Origin of the sequence: Alcanivorax sp. 97CO-5 (assembly GCF_000524665.1) — a bacterium.
Lineage (GTDB): Bacteria > Pseudomonadota > Gammaproteobacteria > Pseudomonadales > Alcanivoracaceae > Alcanivorax > Alcanivorax borkumensis.
The window spans coordinates 224,622-240,028 of sequence record NZ_KI965888.1 but is presented as its reverse complement, the minus strand read 5'-3'; the positions used below and the strand labels follow the sequence as shown (position 1 = coordinate 240,028).

General features: G+C 56.6%; 13 protein-coding genes. 8 read left to right on the top strand and 5 right to left on the bottom strand.

The window, feature by feature from the left end; genetic code table 11:
• Positions 1 to 3: 3 nt before the first annotated feature.
• Positions 4 to 1,038, bottom strand: coding sequence for a type I glyceraldehyde-3-phosphate dehydrogenase (locus Y017_RS07140; RefSeq protein WP_035459914.1), 1,035 nt, complete (start codon positions 1,036 to 1,038; stop codon positions 4 to 6).
• A 55-nt stretch (positions 1,039 to 1,093) separates the two neighbouring features.
• Positions 1,094 to 3,094 carry a transketolase gene (gene tkt / locus Y017_RS07135; protein ID WP_035459913.1) on the bottom strand — a complete coding sequence of 667 codons (2,001 nt, stop codon included), beginning with the start codon at positions 3,092 to 3,094 and terminating at the stop codon, positions 1,094 to 1,096.
• 207 nt (positions 3,095 to 3,301) lie between these two features.
• Between tkt and Y017_RS07130 the strand changes: the two genes are divergently transcribed.
• The 8 genes from Y017_RS07130 to Y017_RS07095 all read left to right on the top strand — a co-directional run bounded on the left by Y017_RS07130 (position 3,302) and on the right by Y017_RS07095 (position 12,091).
• Entirely contained in the window at positions 3,302 to 4,276 is a 975-nt protein-coding gene (locus Y017_RS07130) for a metalloregulator ArsR/SmtB family transcription factor (RefSeq protein WP_011589887.1), read from the top strand.
• A 79-nt stretch (positions 4,277 to 4,355) separates the two neighbouring features.
• Entirely contained in the window at positions 4,356 to 5,504 is a 1,149-nt protein-coding gene (gene metK, locus Y017_RS07125) for a methionine adenosyltransferase (protein ID WP_035459910.1), read from the top strand.
• Between the two features lie 121 nt (positions 5,505 to 5,625).
• On the top strand, positions 5,626 to 7,014 hold the full coding sequence (ahcY, locus tag Y017_RS07120; protein ID WP_011589889.1) for an adenosylhomocysteinase: 1,389 nt from the start codon (positions 5,626 to 5,628) through the stop codon (positions 7,012 to 7,014).
• A 70-nt stretch (positions 7,015 to 7,084) separates the two neighbouring features.
• Positions 7,085 to 7,912, top strand: a complete 828-nt coding sequence (metF, locus tag Y017_RS07115) for a methylenetetrahydrofolate reductase [NAD(P)H] (protein WP_011589890.1) — start codon at positions 7,085 to 7,087, stop codon at positions 7,910 to 7,912.
• Between the two features lie 332 nt (positions 7,913 to 8,244).
• Positions 8,245 to 8,712, top strand: a complete 468-nt coding sequence (locus tag Y017_RS07110) for an aminoacyl-tRNA deacylase (protein ID WP_011589891.1) — start codon at positions 8,245 to 8,247, stop codon at positions 8,710 to 8,712.
• Between the two features lie 214 nt (positions 8,713 to 8,926).
• On the top strand, positions 8,927 to 10,420 hold the full coding sequence (gene pyk / locus Y017_RS07105) for a pyruvate kinase (protein WP_011589892.1): 1,494 nt from the start codon (positions 8,927 to 8,929) through the stop codon (positions 10,418 to 10,420).
• A gap of 282 nt (positions 10,421 to 10,702) precedes the next feature.
• Positions 10,703 to 10,921: a hypothetical protein gene (locus tag Y017_RS07100; RefSeq protein WP_035459905.1), complete on the top strand. Its 219-nt coding sequence runs from the start codon at positions 10,703 to 10,705 to the stop codon at positions 10,919 to 10,921.
• Positions 10,922 to 10,936: 15 nt separating this feature from the next.
• Entirely contained in the window at positions 10,937 to 12,091 is a 1,155-nt protein-coding gene (locus Y017_RS07095) for a hypothetical protein (RefSeq protein ID WP_011589893.1), read from the top strand.
• Positions 12,092 to 12,425: 334 nt separating this feature from the next.
• Here Y017_RS07095 and Y017_RS07090 read toward each other — a convergent pair whose 3' ends face one another.
• The 3 genes from Y017_RS07090 to Y017_RS07080 all read right to left on the bottom strand — a co-directional run bounded on the left by Y017_RS07090 (position 12,426) and on the right by Y017_RS07080 (position 15,251).
• Complete coding sequence (locus Y017_RS07090; protein ID WP_035460140.1) at positions 12,426 to 13,715, bottom strand: MATE family efflux transporter; 1,290 nt, start codon at positions 13,713 to 13,715, stop codon at positions 12,426 to 12,428.
• A gap of 77 nt (positions 13,716 to 13,792) precedes the next feature.
• Positions 13,793 to 14,086: a YrhK family protein gene (locus Y017_RS07085; RefSeq protein ID WP_051428724.1), complete on the bottom strand. Its 294-nt coding sequence runs from the start codon at positions 14,084 to 14,086 to the stop codon at positions 13,793 to 13,795.
• 85 nt (positions 14,087 to 14,171) lie between these two features.
• Positions 14,172 to 15,251, bottom strand: coding sequence for a hypothetical protein (locus tag Y017_RS07080; RefSeq protein ID WP_035459902.1), 1,080 nt, complete (start codon positions 15,249 to 15,251; stop codon positions 14,172 to 14,174).
• Positions 15,252 to 15,407: the final 156 nt, after the last annotated feature.

The window sequence follows — 15,407 nt, the reverse complement described above, 5'->3', positions numbered from 1 at the left end:
ACGTCAGGCGCCCAGCTTAGAGCATCCAGCCTTGTTCAAAGCTAATTCATTCACCCAGTCCAACAATCGGTTGGCATAACCCCATTCGTTGTCGTACCAAGCCACTACTTGCACCATATCGCCCTGCACTCGGGTCTGAGTCACATCAACGATCGCGGACTCTGTACGGTGATTAAAATCCGCGCTGACCAGCGGCGCGTCATTGTAGCCAATCAGGCCCGCCGACACGGTTGCCTGTTGGTGTAGCCACTGATTAAGACTGTCTTCATCCGGTGTCTGTTCCAACCGCAAAGTCAGCTCCACCATAGCCACATTTAGGGTTGGCACTCGAATGGAGTCACCATTGATGCGCCCAGCCAGCGCCGGCAATACTTGTTGTACCGCACCAATGGAACTGCTGGTGGTGGGCACGATGTTCTGTGCTCCGGCCCGCCCCCGGCGCGGGTCCCGATGAACGTGATCCAGCAAGGTCTGATCCGAGGTGTAAGCATGGATTTCTTTCATCAATACCTGCTGAACACCATACTGCTGGTCTAGCCGCTGCAGCAGCGGAGCAATGCAGTGCGTAGTACAAGACGCCGCCGACAGCACCTGGCTGTCGTCACGAACGTCCTCATGATTGACGCCGTACACCACGATTTGATCCGCTTGATCAAACGGCACCGCACCGATAATGACTTTTTTCGCACCGGCTTGTAGGTGACGAGACGCGCCCGCATGGCTGCGAAAATGCCCGGAACACTCCAGCACTAAGTCCACCCCGAGCTCACCCCAAGGCAGCAACTCTGGCTGTGGTTGCTCCAGCAACATGGGCGTCTGTTTGCCAATACGCAGCATCCCATCAATCAACTCAGCCGGCTCCGCCAGCCGCCCGTGGGTGGTGTCGTAACGCGTCAGGTACAACAAATCTTCCGGGCGGCCCTTGTCGTTGATCGCCACCAACGTAAACGGCGCCTGCCAACCTGCGCCTTCGCGCTCGGCCAGAGCACGGACAAAAGAACGCCCAATACGGCCATAGCCATTAATGGCGATGCGCATTAGACAGCGCTCCGCAACAGCGTCACGTGCCCAGCACCAGGCGTCCGGCGTTTCATTACAACAACGACTCCACTGCTTCCTGTACGGCTTCAGCGGTGATATTGAAGTGCTTGAACAAATCCCCCGCCGGAGCGGAAGCGCCAAAGCTGTTCATGCCAATCACCTTGCCGTCCAGGCCCACAAAGCGGAACCAGTAATCGGCAATGGCGGCTTCTACCGCGACCCGGGCGCGCACGTCGCCTGGCAACACGCTGTCCTGGTACGCCTTGTCCTGGGCCAGAAATTCTTCCACACAGGGCATGGACACCACGCGAATATTCTTACCGGTGAGCGCTCTAGCCGCAATCACCGCCAGCTCCACTTCAGAACCGGTGGCAATGATGATCGCGTCCGGAGTGTCTTCACCCGTTTGCAGCAAGGTGTAGCCACCCTTTTCGATCTCAGCCAGCTGTTCGCTGCCACGCTCCATGCAGGGCAGCCCCTGACGAGAGAAAATCAGCGCAGACGGACCATCCTGACGCAATACAGCCTGCTTCCAGGACACCGCCGACTCCACCGTGTCACAAGGACGCCAGGTGCGCATGTTCGGGGTCAGGCGCAAGTTGGCCAATTGCTCAATGGGCTGGTGAGTTGGGCCATCTTCGCCCAGGCCAATGGAATCGTGGGTATAAACCAAAATGTTCGGCTGGTGCATGATCGCCGCCATGCGCACCGCGTTGCGGGCGTACTCCATAAAGACCAGGAAGGTGCCGCCGTAGGGGCGTAGGCCGCCGTGCAGGCACAGGCCGTTCTGGATGGCGGTCATACCAAATTCGCGCACGCCGTAGTGAATATAGTTGCCGCTGGCATCGTCTGCGGTAACCGATTTGCAGCCTTTCCAAATGGTGTTGTTGGAACCGGCCAGGTCGGCAGAGCCGCCAGCCAATTCTGGCAACAGCGGGCCGAAAGCGTCCAACGTATTCTGGCTGGCCTTGCGGGTCGCCACCTTTTCGCCTTTTTCCTGACACTCACGGATATAGGCATCCGCTTGCTCGGCAAAATCCGCCGGCAGCTCGCTAGCCATGCGGCGCGTAAACTCAGCGGCCAGCTCCGGGTACGCAGCCTGATAAGCATCGAAACGCTGCTGCCACTCACTCTGCGCTTTGGCACCCGCCTCTTTGGCATTCCAGGCACTCTTAATGTCCGCGGGGATCTCGAACGGGCCGTACTCCCAGCCCAGCGCTTTACGGGTCAGAGTGATTTCGTCTTCGCCCAGGGCGGCACCATGGGAATCTTCCTTGCCCTGCTTATTCGGGCTACCGAAACCGATAATGGTTTTGCAGCAGATCAGCGTAGGCTGGGAGGTGTTGGCGCGGGCATTTTCCACCGCCACCATTATTTCTTCCGCGTTGTGGCCGTCGACATTAGGAATCACCTGCCAACCGTAGGCGCGGAAACGCTCTACGGTATCGTCGGTGAACCAGCCTTCCACTTCACCGTCAATGGAAATGCCATTGTCGTCGTAGAAGGCCACCAGTTTACCCAAGCCCAAGGTGCCTGCCAGGGATGCCACTTCGTGGGAGATCCCTTCCATCATGCAGCCATCACCCAGGAAGCAATAGGTGTTGTGATCAACAATGGTGTGCCCATCACGATTGAACTGCCCCGCTAGCATCTTCTCAGCCAGCGCCATGCCTACCGCATTGGCAATCCCCTGCCCCAGCGGGCCAGTGGTGGTTTCGATGCCCGGAGCGTCACCATATTCTGGGTGTCCGGCAGTGGGGCTACCCAACTGGCGAAAGTTTTTGATGTCATCCAGGCTGACACCGTAACCGGTCAAATGCAGCAGGCTGTAAAGCAGCATGGAGCCATGGCCATTGGAGAGCACAAAGCGGTCGCGGTCGGCCCAGGTTGGGTCCGCCGGGTTGTGTCGCATGAAATCGCGCCACAAAACTTCGGCGATATCCGCCATGCCCATGGGCGCACCGGGGTGCCCGGAGTTGGCTTTCTGTACCGCATCCATGCTCAGGGCACGGATAGCGTTGGCGAGTTCACGGCGGGCGGGTGCACTGGACATGCAGGGCTCCAAACTGGCTGGTGGCTGAAAAGGGGCGCTATTGTCCCTCAAGCCGATAACGCCTACAAGCCGCACGCCCCAGAGCTCGCCGCTGCCTAGTTTCTGCATACCGCGTATGGGCCTGTTGCACGCAACGGGTTAAGCTGACAGACAGACCTATATCAATTTATTTTGATTTAGTTTTCAGTTGCGCTAAACTGCGCCACCATGACTGCACTGGCCCCCTCTCCACCGGATGTTACCGACCGCCTGGCAGCCTTTCTCAAGGCCGCTGGTGACCCGCTGCGCCTGCAGGTGCTGCAAGTATTGGGGCAGAACAGCTTCGGCGTGCTGGAGCTCTGCGAGATCATGGCCATGAAGCAGTCCGGTATGAGCCACCATCTAAAGGTGCTCACCAACGGCGGGCTGGTGGAAAAACGCCGCGAAGGCAATTCCATTTTTTACCGTCGTCGCCTGCCTCAGCCAGATAATACGGAAGGCGCTCTTCACGGCGCCCTGCTTGAAGAGCTGGACAATGGAGCACTGGATTTCCAAGTGGCTGGGCGACTGGAACAGGTGCAAAGCCAACGAGCGGAACAGAGCCGGGCTTTTTTTGCCCGCCACGGGGAAGCCGGGGACGATAAGCAGGAGCTGATTGCCGACTACTCGCAATACGCCGAACAAGCCTTGGAACTATTGGTGCGCGCGTGCCCCCAAGGCGGCTCGGCTCTGGAGATCGGCCCTGGAGACGGGCGCTTTCTGCAGGAGTTGTCACAACGATTTGATACGGTAACCGGGCTGGACAACGCCGAAGCCATGCTGGCCCGAGCCCGCCAGCAACTGCAGGCGGCAGCACTGAACAATGTGCAACTGATCTGCGGCGAATGGCCTGCCAGCGCGGCAACCTTACCTGCGGCAAACGCGGTGGTACTAAACATGGTGCTGCACCATCTGCCCGCCCCGGCCAGCGCGATCCGCGCCGCCGCGGCACAATTGCAGGCCGGCGGCACTCTGCTGATCACCGACCTGTGCCGGCATGATCAGCACTGGGCCCACGAGGCTTGCGGTGATTTTTGGCTCGGCTTTGATGAAGCCGATCTAGTGGATTGGGCCGGCCGCGCCGGTCTTGAGTTGCAGGAAAGCCAGTTTCTGGCCCTGCGCAATGGTTTTCAGGTGCAGGTACGCACCTTCAGGAAGAGTTGAGCTTTACACTTTCAACTCATGTTTTTCGCGCCTATTGAAGGCAACGCAACGATCAATGAATCACGGGAGCACTCCAGTAATGAGTGAATATTCCATCTTTACCTCCGAGTCCGTATCCGAAGGCCATCCGGATAAAATGGCTGACCAGATTTCGGATGCCATTCTGGATGCCATCATCAAAGATGACCCCCACGCCCGCGTGGCGGTAGAAACAATGGTAAAAACCGGCATGGCCGTGGTTGCCGGTGAAGTGCGCACCAATACCTATGTGGAATTGGAAGACATCGTTCGCCAAGTGATTCTGGATATCGGTTACGACAGCTCAGAAAAAGGCTTCGATGGCGCCAGCTGTGCCGTGCTCAACGGCATTGGCAAACAGTCCGCCGACATTGCTATCGGTGTAGACGAAGCGGAAGAGAAAGAAATGGGTGCCGGCGACCAAGGCCTGATGTTTGGCTTCGCCACCGACGAAACCGACACCCTGATGCCCGCCCCGGTGTACTACTCCCACCGCTTGGTAGAGCGCCAAGCCAAGCTGCGCAAGAACGGCACCCTGCCTTGGTTACGCCCAGATGCGAAAAGCCAGGTGACCTTGCGTTATGACAACGGCAAGCCGGTAGCTGTGGATGCGGTAGTACTCTCCACCCAGCACTCCCCGGACATCAAGCTCGCGGATCTGCGTGAAGCGGTGATGGAAGAAATCATCAAGCCGGTGCTGCCCGAAGAGTGGCTGCACAAGGACACCCTGTACCACGTGAACCCCACCGGGATTTTCGTGATCGGCGGCCCCATGGGCGACTGCGGCCTCACCGGCCGCAAGATCATCGTCGACACCTACGGCGGCATGGCCCGCCACGGCGGCGGCGCCTTCTCTGGCAAGGACCCGTCCAAGGTGGATCGTTCCGCTGCTTATGCCGGACGTTACGTGGCCAAGAACATTGTCGCCGCGGGCTTGGCCAGCAAGTGCGAGATTCAGGTGAGCTATGCCATTGGTGTGGCCGAGCCCACGTCTATCTCGGTAAATACCTTTGGCACCGGCAAAATTAGCGATAGCGCCATCGTCGACCTGGTACGCGAACACTTTGATCTGCGCCCACGCGGCATTATTGAAATGCTCGACCTACGCAAGCCGATCTATCGCCCCACTGCCAGCTACGGCCACTTCGGCCGCGAAGGCTTCAGTTGGGAAAAAACCGACAAAACCGAAGCGCTTAAAGCAGCACTTTAAACGCTTACCTGCACACAAACACCGCAGGCAGGCATACCTAACACCTTGGGGCTCGCCACACAGCGAGCCGACTAGCACCACGTAATGCGTTTAGCATGTTACGTGCAAGCGGAGAAACAGAATGAACGCGAAAGTAGGCACCTTTACTGATTATAAAGTCGCGGATATTTCCCTAGCGAATTATGGCCGCTCAGAAATCCATATTGCCGAAACCGAAATGCCGGCACTCATCGCTATTCGTGAAAAATACCGTGCCGAGCAGCCGCTGAAAGGCGCCAAAATTATTGGCTGCATTCACATGACCATTCAGACCGCCGTACTGATCGAAACCCTGATTGCCCTGGGCGCCGAAGTACGCTGGTCCAGCTGTAACATCTTCTCTACCCAGGACCACGCCGCGGCCGCTATCGCTGCTGCCGGTGTTCCCGTGTTTGCCTGGAAAGGCGAAACCGAAGAAGAGTACATGTGGTGCATCGAGCAGACCTGTCGCGACGGCAACGGTGAACTGTGGGAAGCTAACATGATTCTCGATGATGGCGGCGACCTGACCGGCTACATCCACGAAACCTACCCGGCCATGCTCGACAACATTCACGGCATTACCGAAGAAACCACCACCGGTGTACACCGTCTCTACGAGATGCTGAACAAAGGCACATTGAAAGTGCCCGCAGTGAACGTGAATGATTCTGTCACCAAGAGCAAAAACGACAACAAATATGGTTGCCGTCATTCCCTGAACGATGCCATCAAGCGCGGTACCGACCACCTGTTGTCTGGCAAGAAAGCCCTGGTTATCGGTTACGGTGACGTGGGCAAGGGCTCCGCCCAGTCCCTGCGTCAGGAAGGCATGATTGTGAAAGTCACCGAAGCCGATCCAATCTGCGCTATGCAGGCCTGCATGGACGGCTTTGAAGTAGTCAGCCAATACAAAGGTGGCATTAACGATGGCAGCGAAGCCTCCATCAACACCGATCTGCTAGGCAACACGGATCTGCTGGTTACCACCACCGGCAATTTCAATGTGTGCGACGCCAACATGCTCAAGGCGATCAAGAAAGGCGCCGTGGTCTGTAACATCGGTCACTTCGACAACGAAGTGGACACCGCCTTCATGCGCGAAACCTGGGAATGGGAAGAAGTAAAACCCCAAGTCCACAAAGTATGGCGCAATAAAGCTGAAGGCGATTTCCTGCTGCTGCTTTCCGAAGGCCGCCTGGTCAACCTGGGCAACGCCACCGGGCACCCCAGCCGCATCATGGATGGCTCCTTCGCCAACCAGGTACTGGCGCAGATGTACCTGTTCGACCAGGGCTACGCCAACCACTCTGATGCCGTGAAAGAAAAAATGCTCAAGGTAGAAGTGCTGCCCAAAAAGCTGGATGAAGAAGTGGCCCGCTACATGGTGGAAGGCTTTGGTGGTGTGATCACCAAGCTCAGCAAAGAGCAAGCCGACTACATCGGCGTAGACGTGAACGGCCCCTACAAGCCCGAACATTATAAGTACTAAACACTGGTACGCCCCACGCATCATGCAACACGCGTGGGGCGTGAGGTGTGCAGCATGAAGCGAGTTCCCAATGAAACGAATCAGTTTTGAATTCTTTCCGCCAAAAACCGACCAGGGGAAAGAAAAGCTACTGGCGACGCAGCAAAAACTGCTGGTCAAGAACCCCGCGTTTTTTTCCTGCACCTTTGGTGCTGGTGGCTCCACCCGTGACAATACCCGCGACACCGTCAATAAGTTGCGCGAGCAACACGGCGACACCGCACCGCATCTGAGCTGCATCGGTCAGAGCCGCGAAGAAATCTTGGAGCTGGTCAACGGCTACAAAGAAGCAGGCGTGCAACGCATCGTTGCCCTGCGTGGCGACTTACCTTCCGGCATGGGTTACGCCCAGAGCGAGATTAAATACGCCGACGAACTGGTGCAATTGATCCGCCAGGAAACCGGCGATCACTTCACCCTGGAAGTGGCAGCCTACCCGGAAATGCACCCGCAAGCGCGCAGCTTCGAAGATGATATTGCGCACTTCAAACGCAAAGTAGATGCCGGCGCCAACAGCGGCCTAACCCAGTATTTCTACAATGCAGATGCCTACGGCTATTATATGGATGCGTTACAAAAGATTGACTGTGACGCTCCTGTCTACCCCGGCATCATGCCCATTCTCAACGTGGCCAACCTGTTACGTTTTTCCAATACCTGTGGCGCCGATGTGCCGCGCTGGCTGCAAAGCAAGCTTAACGACATCAAGGATGATGACGCTGCAGTGAAAGCATTCGGTGAAGAAGTGGTTACCCGTTTATGCGAGCGACTGCTGGCCATGGGCGCACCGGGCTTGCACTTCTACACCATGAACCAAGCCGGCCCTAACCTTCGTATTCTCGACAATCTGGGGATGTGAAAAGGCACCGTTAAGCTTCACGCTACAACACGGGCCGGGGCGGCACCATCCGATAACCGCCCTGCCCGTGCAATGCAGCTGAACATTTAAACGTGAAAATTTGATAAGAAACCCCGGAAACCGTCCTCCAGCCTTCCTCATCTCTTTTTGTCGCTTGTAGCTAGACTCCTTCGCTATAAACATTAGCGCATATTCGTATTTCCCCTCCTGCGCGCCGCGTTTTACTCTTAACTAAACATACCGTCACGGAGCGTGTTCTCGCTTCAGCCACAAGCTGTTTGTTAGCCCCCGCTCCCCGAGCCCGGCCATCCTGTTCCGGGAGGAGGTTTATCATGCCCGCCCGCGCTCTGGCAGATTTTCTCGACAACAACAAGGTCAGCTACCACTGCTACAACCACGCGCCCGCCGTTACCGCCTCTGAAGTAGCGCAATCCGCTCATATACCCAGCCGAAATATGGCCAAACCGGTGATTGTTGAAGCAGATGGCGAACTGGTTATGGCCGTACTCCCCGCCAATCACTATCTGGACCCGAACAAACTGCGCCAGGCCCTCAACGCCAATCACGTTAAGCTAGCCAACGAAGACCATTTCAAGGGCCGTTTCCCACTTTGCGAACCTGGCGGCGAGCCGCCTTTCGGCAATCTGTACGGCATGAAGGTGTATGTGGACAACACCTTGCTCAGCGAAGACTGGTTGGCCTTCAATGCAGGCACACACACCGAAGTGATAACAATGGGCATGGGCGATTTTCTTCGTCTCAGCCAGGCGCAGGCCTGTGCCTTCGCCATGCTTCATTAGACATCACGGGTAAAGCCCCTTACATCGGCACCGGTATCCCCTTTCCCCGTTCCGCTGAACGGGGCTTTCTTTTCTCCCATCGTCATACCATTCGCTGCAAAAACTGCGGAGCAGCACCGACCTGCGAGACCCTTTTGAGAAATCATGCTGACACCACAAAGAAGCCTGCAGACTGTCATCGTTCGTTCGCTTCTGCGTGGTATGCTAATTCGAAATGATTGCCGGAAAGATACGCATGCCTCCTCGCACCTCTCAGCACCCGCTGCGCCGCACCAAAATTGTTGCCACCGTTGGCCCCGCCTCTGCCCCCCTCTCCATGCTCGATACGCTGATTGGGGCGGGCGTTAATGTGTTTCGGCTGAACTTTTCCCACGGCACCGCAGACACCCATCGCGATACCGCCGAACAGATTCGCCATTGCGCCGAGCAACGCGGCGAACACGTAGCGATACTGGCCGACCTGCAAGGGCCTAAGATACGCATTGGCTGCTTTCGCGACGGCCCCATCATGCTCACCGCCGGCCAACCCTTTACGCTTGATACTGCTCTGTCAGATGACGCAGGCGATACCGAGCAGGTGGGCGTCAGTTACCCACCACTACCCAGCGACTGTGAGCCCGGCGATATCCTGCTACTCAATGACGGCCTGCTGGAACTCGAAGTAAACACCATCAACCGCACCCGGGTGGAATGCACGGTGCGCGTGGGCGGTGAACTCTCGGATCATAAGGGCGTAAACCGCAAAGGTGGCGGCCTCAGTGCCCGCGCCCTTACCGAGAAAGACCTGGCGGATATCATCACCGCCGCCGACATGGAGGTGGATTTTCTCGCGCTCTCCTTTCCCCGCGACGCGGAGGATGTAAACGAAGCACGCCGCCGTTATCAAGAAGCCGGCGGCAAAGGTGACATCATTGCCAAAATCGAACGCGCCGAAGCCGTGGCAGACGACGACACCTTGGATGCCATTATCAATGCCTCCGACGGAGTGATGGTGGCGCGTGGCGATTTGGCCGTGGAAATTGGTGATGCGGAACTTGTCGGCGTGCAGAAGCACATCATCCGCCGGGCACGAGCGTTAAATCGCTTCGTGATTACTGCCACCCAGATGATGGAATCCATGATCCACAGCCCACAACCCACCCGGGCAGAGGTCTCAGACGTAGCCAACGCGGTACTCGACGGCACCGACGCCGTCATGCTGTCAGCGGAAACCGCGGTCGGCGACTTTCCCAAAGAAACCGTACAGGCCATGGACCGGATCATCCTTGGCGCCGAGCGTACCTGGCAGGAACGCAGGGCTGATCGGCCGATCAACGACAACGCCGACAACATTGACGAAGTGATCGCCATGGCCGCCATGCAGGCAGCCAACCGACTCAGCAACGTGGCCGCCATTATTGCCATGACGGAAACTGGTAACACCCCGCGGCTAATGTCTCGATTACGCTCTGGCATGCCCATCTATGCATTCACCCCCTACCCCTCCAGCCAGCGCCGAGTCGCCATTTTACGTGGTGTATATGCCATGCCCTTCGACAGTCACGCACTGGCTAGCGACACCGTCAACCGCAAAGCGGTGAGCATGTTAGAAGACATGGGCGTAGTGCAGACTGGCGACCGGATACTGATCACCAAGGGCAATTATGCCGACGCCCACGGTGGCACCAATACCCTGAAAATCGTCGAGGTCGGCAGTAACATTCAATAATTCTTTTGCGGAGCCTTCATGCCATTTCCGTTGTGAAGGCTCCAGCTCTGCACCCTAAAGAGCAAAACGCCCGCTCTGCCAAAAAAACCGCAAATTTTTTTTCAGAAACACCTTAGCAGCAAGCTTGCACAGACAATCGCCGGCTCCACTGTGTGCAATAGGTTGCAACAGATAAAATGCTCTCCCCCAACATTTTCTCAAGCGCCAGTCGAAAGCGGCTTTTCGGCAACAGTCATCCTTATTCTTTGCTGGCATAGTAACGCCTGAATTGAAGGAGGAACCATGTCTGACTCCATTAGTACCTTAAAGCAAAAAGGGTTGCCCGCCGATGCGCTAGCCTTTATTGAATCCCTGCCCGCAGATCAAGCCAACACGTTAGCTGATGCGGTACTTGCCGCCTTAGCAAGCAAAGACGCTCGCGTAGAAAGAGCCATGAATAATGCTTTGAACGTCGTACCGGGGCCTTTCCGCCGGCCAGTCAAAAAAATGTTGTTCGGTTAAAGCTGGAGTATAAGCATGCATATTGAAACCCAAGCAGAGCTACTCAAACTGAGCCGATTACTGGAAACCGATGAAACAGACATGGCGTTTCTAGAGGGCCAGGATCTAACGTCCCTGGCCGCATTCCGCACCCGTATTTCCAGCTTTTTTTATCAGCAACATCAGGATAGCTATCAACGGTTGGCAGGCATCAGCAAACTGGTACCCACCGGCGCCAGCGCCAAGTTGGCCACCACCGTGCTCGGCTCGGTATTGGCGGCGGGCATTGCATCCGAGCTACCCGCCGACCGCGCTATCAAACTAGCGGACAAACTACCCAACGACTTTCTCGCCAAGCTATGCATCCACCTTGAGCCGACATATTCTCGCGCTCTGCTGGCCGCCATGCCCGACAAAATTGTTGCCACTGTGGCCAAATCATTACTGGCCATGAATGAACACATCACCCTTGCCCGCTTTGTAAACGTGATTCAGCCCTCTGCATTGAAAGCGGTTACCGCTTCGGTAGAGGATGGCGAAGCCATGGTGAAAATTTCGCTGTATCTAGAAGATAAGAGCACGCTCAATACTTTGCTCGGTTTACTCAGTGAAACCCAGCAACGCGCTACATTGAAAGCGGCCACCGATCATGAATTATGGCCCGCTGTGCTGTCACTTAACGGCCATTTGAATACTCAGCTTCGCGGCCAAATGGGGAACTTGGTGGCCGAGCAAGGCGAAACCGTACTCAGCCATATTATCGATGTGGCCAGTGAGCAACGCCTGTGGACCAATCTATTACAGGCCGTTAACGCCATGGATAATGCGCATCAACAAACTGTGGTCAACGTGCCCAAGTTACGTGAAGACACTATTATAGAAAGCCTTATCACCACCGTGGCCGAAGAAAATAGCTGGGACGAGCTACTTCCTTTGTTCTCGCTACTGGACCACGCCCACCTAACGCCAGCGCTAGAGGTGCTCACCGAGCGTCAACCCCAGGCCCTGAACCAAGCACTACGCCAAGCTCACGACAGCAGCCTGCTGGGGCTGTTTGGGCATTTGCCCGAGGATCAGTTACCCCGAGTTGCTAAAGCCATTCAAAGCCAGGGAACAGATAACTGGACGGCCTTTGTTGCTCGCAATGGCGATGCCCACGAAATCGAAGCGCTGAAAGCACAGATTACATAAACCATCAGCTCCGAGGGTTGCTCCTACATTACGGTTAAGCAACGTCCAGGAAGGCGCTATCGTTCAACTTACCAATCGACGTAAGTAGCGCCTTGCGGATACTAACGTACCCGCCCCCACAAGAGTTCTGCACCTCGCACACCGACAGTTATCATCGAAATATGGATGACCACCGCGACGACGCCCTGGATCTATCTCCTCGGCGTTAACGACTAGGCTGCTGCAAAAGCTGTGCATACCCGCGTATTTGTCGCACAGCAACAACAGAAAAGCGGTGCCAGACTTTTCAATATCTTCGCGGATGTAAGGCGAGAGCAAGATAGGCAATCCGTATTCAGTTTGATCGTGCTTGAACGCTCAAGTGATCTTCCCTCAACGCTTGTTGATAGAAACCCCACGCCATGATTCCGGCCAGCACATTGCCCAGTGCGGCCCCTAGAGCAAAGCCACCGAAACCACCAAACTCCAAACCCAACCATAACAAGGGCAAGTAGCACAGGAACAAACGCAGGAAGGAAATCACCATGGCACGCATGGGCCAGCCCAGCGCATTGCTGGCCGATACCACCAGCATGCATACGCCAAGGAAACCATAGCTAGGCGGAATCCAGCGAATCAGTACGGTTAGATAAGCCTGCACCGCCGGCGTATCCACCAGTACGCTGGCCAACGGCGCGGCAAAGAACGCCATCACCAACCCCAGCACCACCTGCCAGATAATCACCATGCCGGCGGCCACCTGCATCAACCGCCGCACCGTGGCCCAGTCGTTGCTGCCATAACAGCGCCCCAGCCAGGGCGGTAGCGCCATGGTCATCCCCAGCACCCAAACAATGGAGAAACCTTCCAACCGACTGGCCATGCCCCAAGCCGCCACCGCCTGATCGCCGGAACGGGCCACCAAGGCCGTAGCCACCATGGCGGCCAGCGGCGGCATTAGCTGGCTAACCATGGCCGGACCGGCAATCTGTGCAAACGGCCAAGCAGACACGCGCACCTGCGCCACCATGCCATGGCGTTGCACCCAACCTTTGCCCCGCAAGGCATACGCCACAATGACGCCACCGATGGAAAACGCCAACAGCGTCGCTAATGCCGCACCGGGCAAACCCAAGCCCTGCCAATCGCCAATGCCAAAAATAAGAATCGGATCCAATAACAGATTCAGCAAACTGGTCGCTACCATCATCATGCCTGGAAAACGGGTATTGCCGTGGGCACGGAACAGGCTGTAGCCAAAATACACGACCCCGCCTACCCACATGGCCGGCACCTGCAAAGCCCAGAAGGGGCGGATCATGGCGCGAATCTCTTCGCTAGCCCCGAGCAACCTAAACGCCGGCTCTTGGATGAGCCATAACACCAGCACCAACATACCTTGCAGTAGACCGCCACCGACCAACACCAACGCACCCAACCGATTGGCTTGTTCTTGCTGGCCAGCGCCAATAGCCCGAGAAATCAACGCGGCAATAGCAATGCCGATGCCCACCTGAACGCCGATAACCAGAAACGCCAGCGGGAAAGTAAACGACTGGGCGGCCAGCGGCTCCGTACCCAGCCTGGCCACAAAGATACTGTCGACCAGATAAAAGCCCAATAGGGACATGACGCCCATGGCCATAGGCCAAGTCTGCTGCCATAACTGGCGAACCAGGGTCAGAGTGGGCAAGGATGCCGTATCGGTTTGTGGGGTGCCGTTCACGTAACGTCCTGCCGATTATCTACCTCGCCGGGATGGCGACCCTTACTGCGTTCGTAGGTCACGATGGCGCTGCCGATACTGCCAATCAACATGCCCACCGAGCCGATAATAAACAGCCAAGTGCCAGCCTGCTGCCAGCTTTCCCAAAGAAAAAACACACTGCCAACGACAAAGGTGCCATTACCAATCAAACCTAAAATAACGTGGAACCACTGATACTGATGGACAAGTGCGCGAGTCAGTGCCCAGCTGCTGGAGTTCGATGAGGATGGTGAAGTAGATGTCATCATGGTCCCTCTAGCTGAATCAGGAGAGCGAGCCTAACACGGCTACGAGGAACTGTCCGTCAAACGCCACCCTGCCCAGTGGCTGCGCTTACAGAGGGTGCAAACGATCAACTAGTTTGCCGGTTTCAACCAACTCCAGAAACTCATCGCCAAGACGCTGACTTTCAGCCACCGCCTTGCGCCAATAAGCCTCGCGACCAGCGTCATTACCACGATACTGTTTGAAATCCGTACGATCGGGAAGCTTGCCGTGGGGCAGGCGTGCCAAATAGTCGCGAGACGGGGACACTAGCAACAGGTTGCGCAAGCGTTGCGGGTCGCCGTTGCGCCACCGCAACGGTTTATCAAACCAACCGGGGATTACCCGATCAGTGAAATGCGGGAACAACACAATACCTTCACTCTGATAAGGCAGGTCTAGGTGATAATCGACCAGGCCGCCATCGCGATACACGCCATCTGGAGCACCGGGCAAGCCGGTGACGCCGTCCAGCACCATGGGAATCGCGGCACTGGCCAACAATGCCGCCCGCACATTATCCGCCCGCAGATTCACATGGTGGGTGGTGAAATCATTGAGCACCCCCAACGGCAAAGCATTCCCTTGCGGATAAACCAGCGCACGCTCCATAAACCAGCCGATAGCTCGGCGGCTAAACAAATTGGTGCCAATCAAGCCTGCCAGCCCTAGCCCCAACCCTAGCCCCCCCTGACGGGCCATCAACCCACGGCTGCGGGTCATCACAATCACCAGCCGGTAATCCGGATTATGCAGAATCCGCTGATCCCGATCCTGCAGCAGTTCCGACAACATCTGCGCGCAGCGCAGGCTTATCTCTTTGGCGGTAATGCCTTTAGGAAAACGCTGCTGAGTATAGAGCGCAGCCAAACGGGCCAGGCCTTCGCGGGCATCGCCCATGGTAATGGCCGCAAACCGCCAGCTGCCGATAGACGCGCCAATCAAGGTCCGCGGGCGCGGCGCGGTGGGCAAAAAATCCCCGAACACCGCTTGGTCTAGGCCGTTGATGCCTAACGCTTTTGGCCCGCCGGCAGCGCCGGGAACGATATCCACATCGGCGGCCCGCAGTCCATGTTCGCGCAAATGCGCAATGGCAGCGCTCCCCGCGCGAAGAGACAACGCAGGGGCTGAGGTATGAATAGAAACCACCCAATATCTCCGCATCTATTCCAGCAGGAGTAACTATGGTAACGAGAAAAAGAAACGCGCCGAAATAGCATTCCACTATTGGAGCAAAACAGTACGGCAATCCTGCCGCTGAAGATCGCTCAAGACGCAAGTGAACGCTAATGGCTGCTCAGCAGC

Coding starts and splice junctions, on each gene's coding strand:
- ahcY (WP_011589889.1), top strand. CDS start 5,626: ATGAACGCGAAAGTAGGCACCTTTACTGATTATAAAGTCGCGGATATT.
- Y017_RS07100 (WP_035459905.1), top strand. CDS start 10,703: ATGTCTGACTCCATTAGTACCTTAAAGCAAAAAGGGTTGCCCGCCGAT.
- Y017_RS07130 (WP_011589887.1), top strand. CDS start 3,302: ATGACTGCACTGGCCCCCTCTCCACCGGATGTTACCGACCGCCTGGCA.
- metF (WP_011589890.1), top strand. CDS start 7,085: ATGAAACGAATCAGTTTTGAATTCTTTCCGCCAAAAACCGACCAGGGG.
- Y017_RS07085 (WP_051428724.1), bottom strand. CDS start 14,086: ATGATGACATCTACTTCACCATCCTCATCGAACTCCAGCAGCTGGGCA.
- metK (WP_035459910.1), top strand. CDS start 4,356: ATGAGTGAATATTCCATCTTTACCTCCGAGTCCGTATCCGAAGGCCAT.
- Y017_RS07140 (WP_035459914.1), bottom strand. CDS start 1,038: ATGCGCATCGCCATTAATGGCTATGGCCGTATTGGGCGTTCTTTTGTC.
- pyk (WP_011589892.1), top strand. CDS start 8,927: ATGATTGCCGGAAAGATACGCATGCCTCCTCGCACCTCTCAGCACCCG.
- Y017_RS07095 (WP_011589893.1), top strand. CDS start 10,937: ATGCATATTGAAACCCAAGCAGAGCTACTCAAACTGAGCCGATTACTG.
- Y017_RS07110 (WP_011589891.1), top strand. CDS start 8,245: ATGCCCGCCCGCGCTCTGGCAGATTTTCTCGACAACAACAAGGTCAGC.
- Y017_RS07090 (WP_035460140.1), bottom strand. CDS start 13,715: ATGGCCATGGGCGTCATGTCCCTATTGGGCTTTTATCTGGTCGACAGT.
- tkt (WP_035459913.1), bottom strand. CDS start 3,094: ATGTCCAGTGCACCCGCCCGCCGTGAACTCGCCAACGCTATCCGTGCC.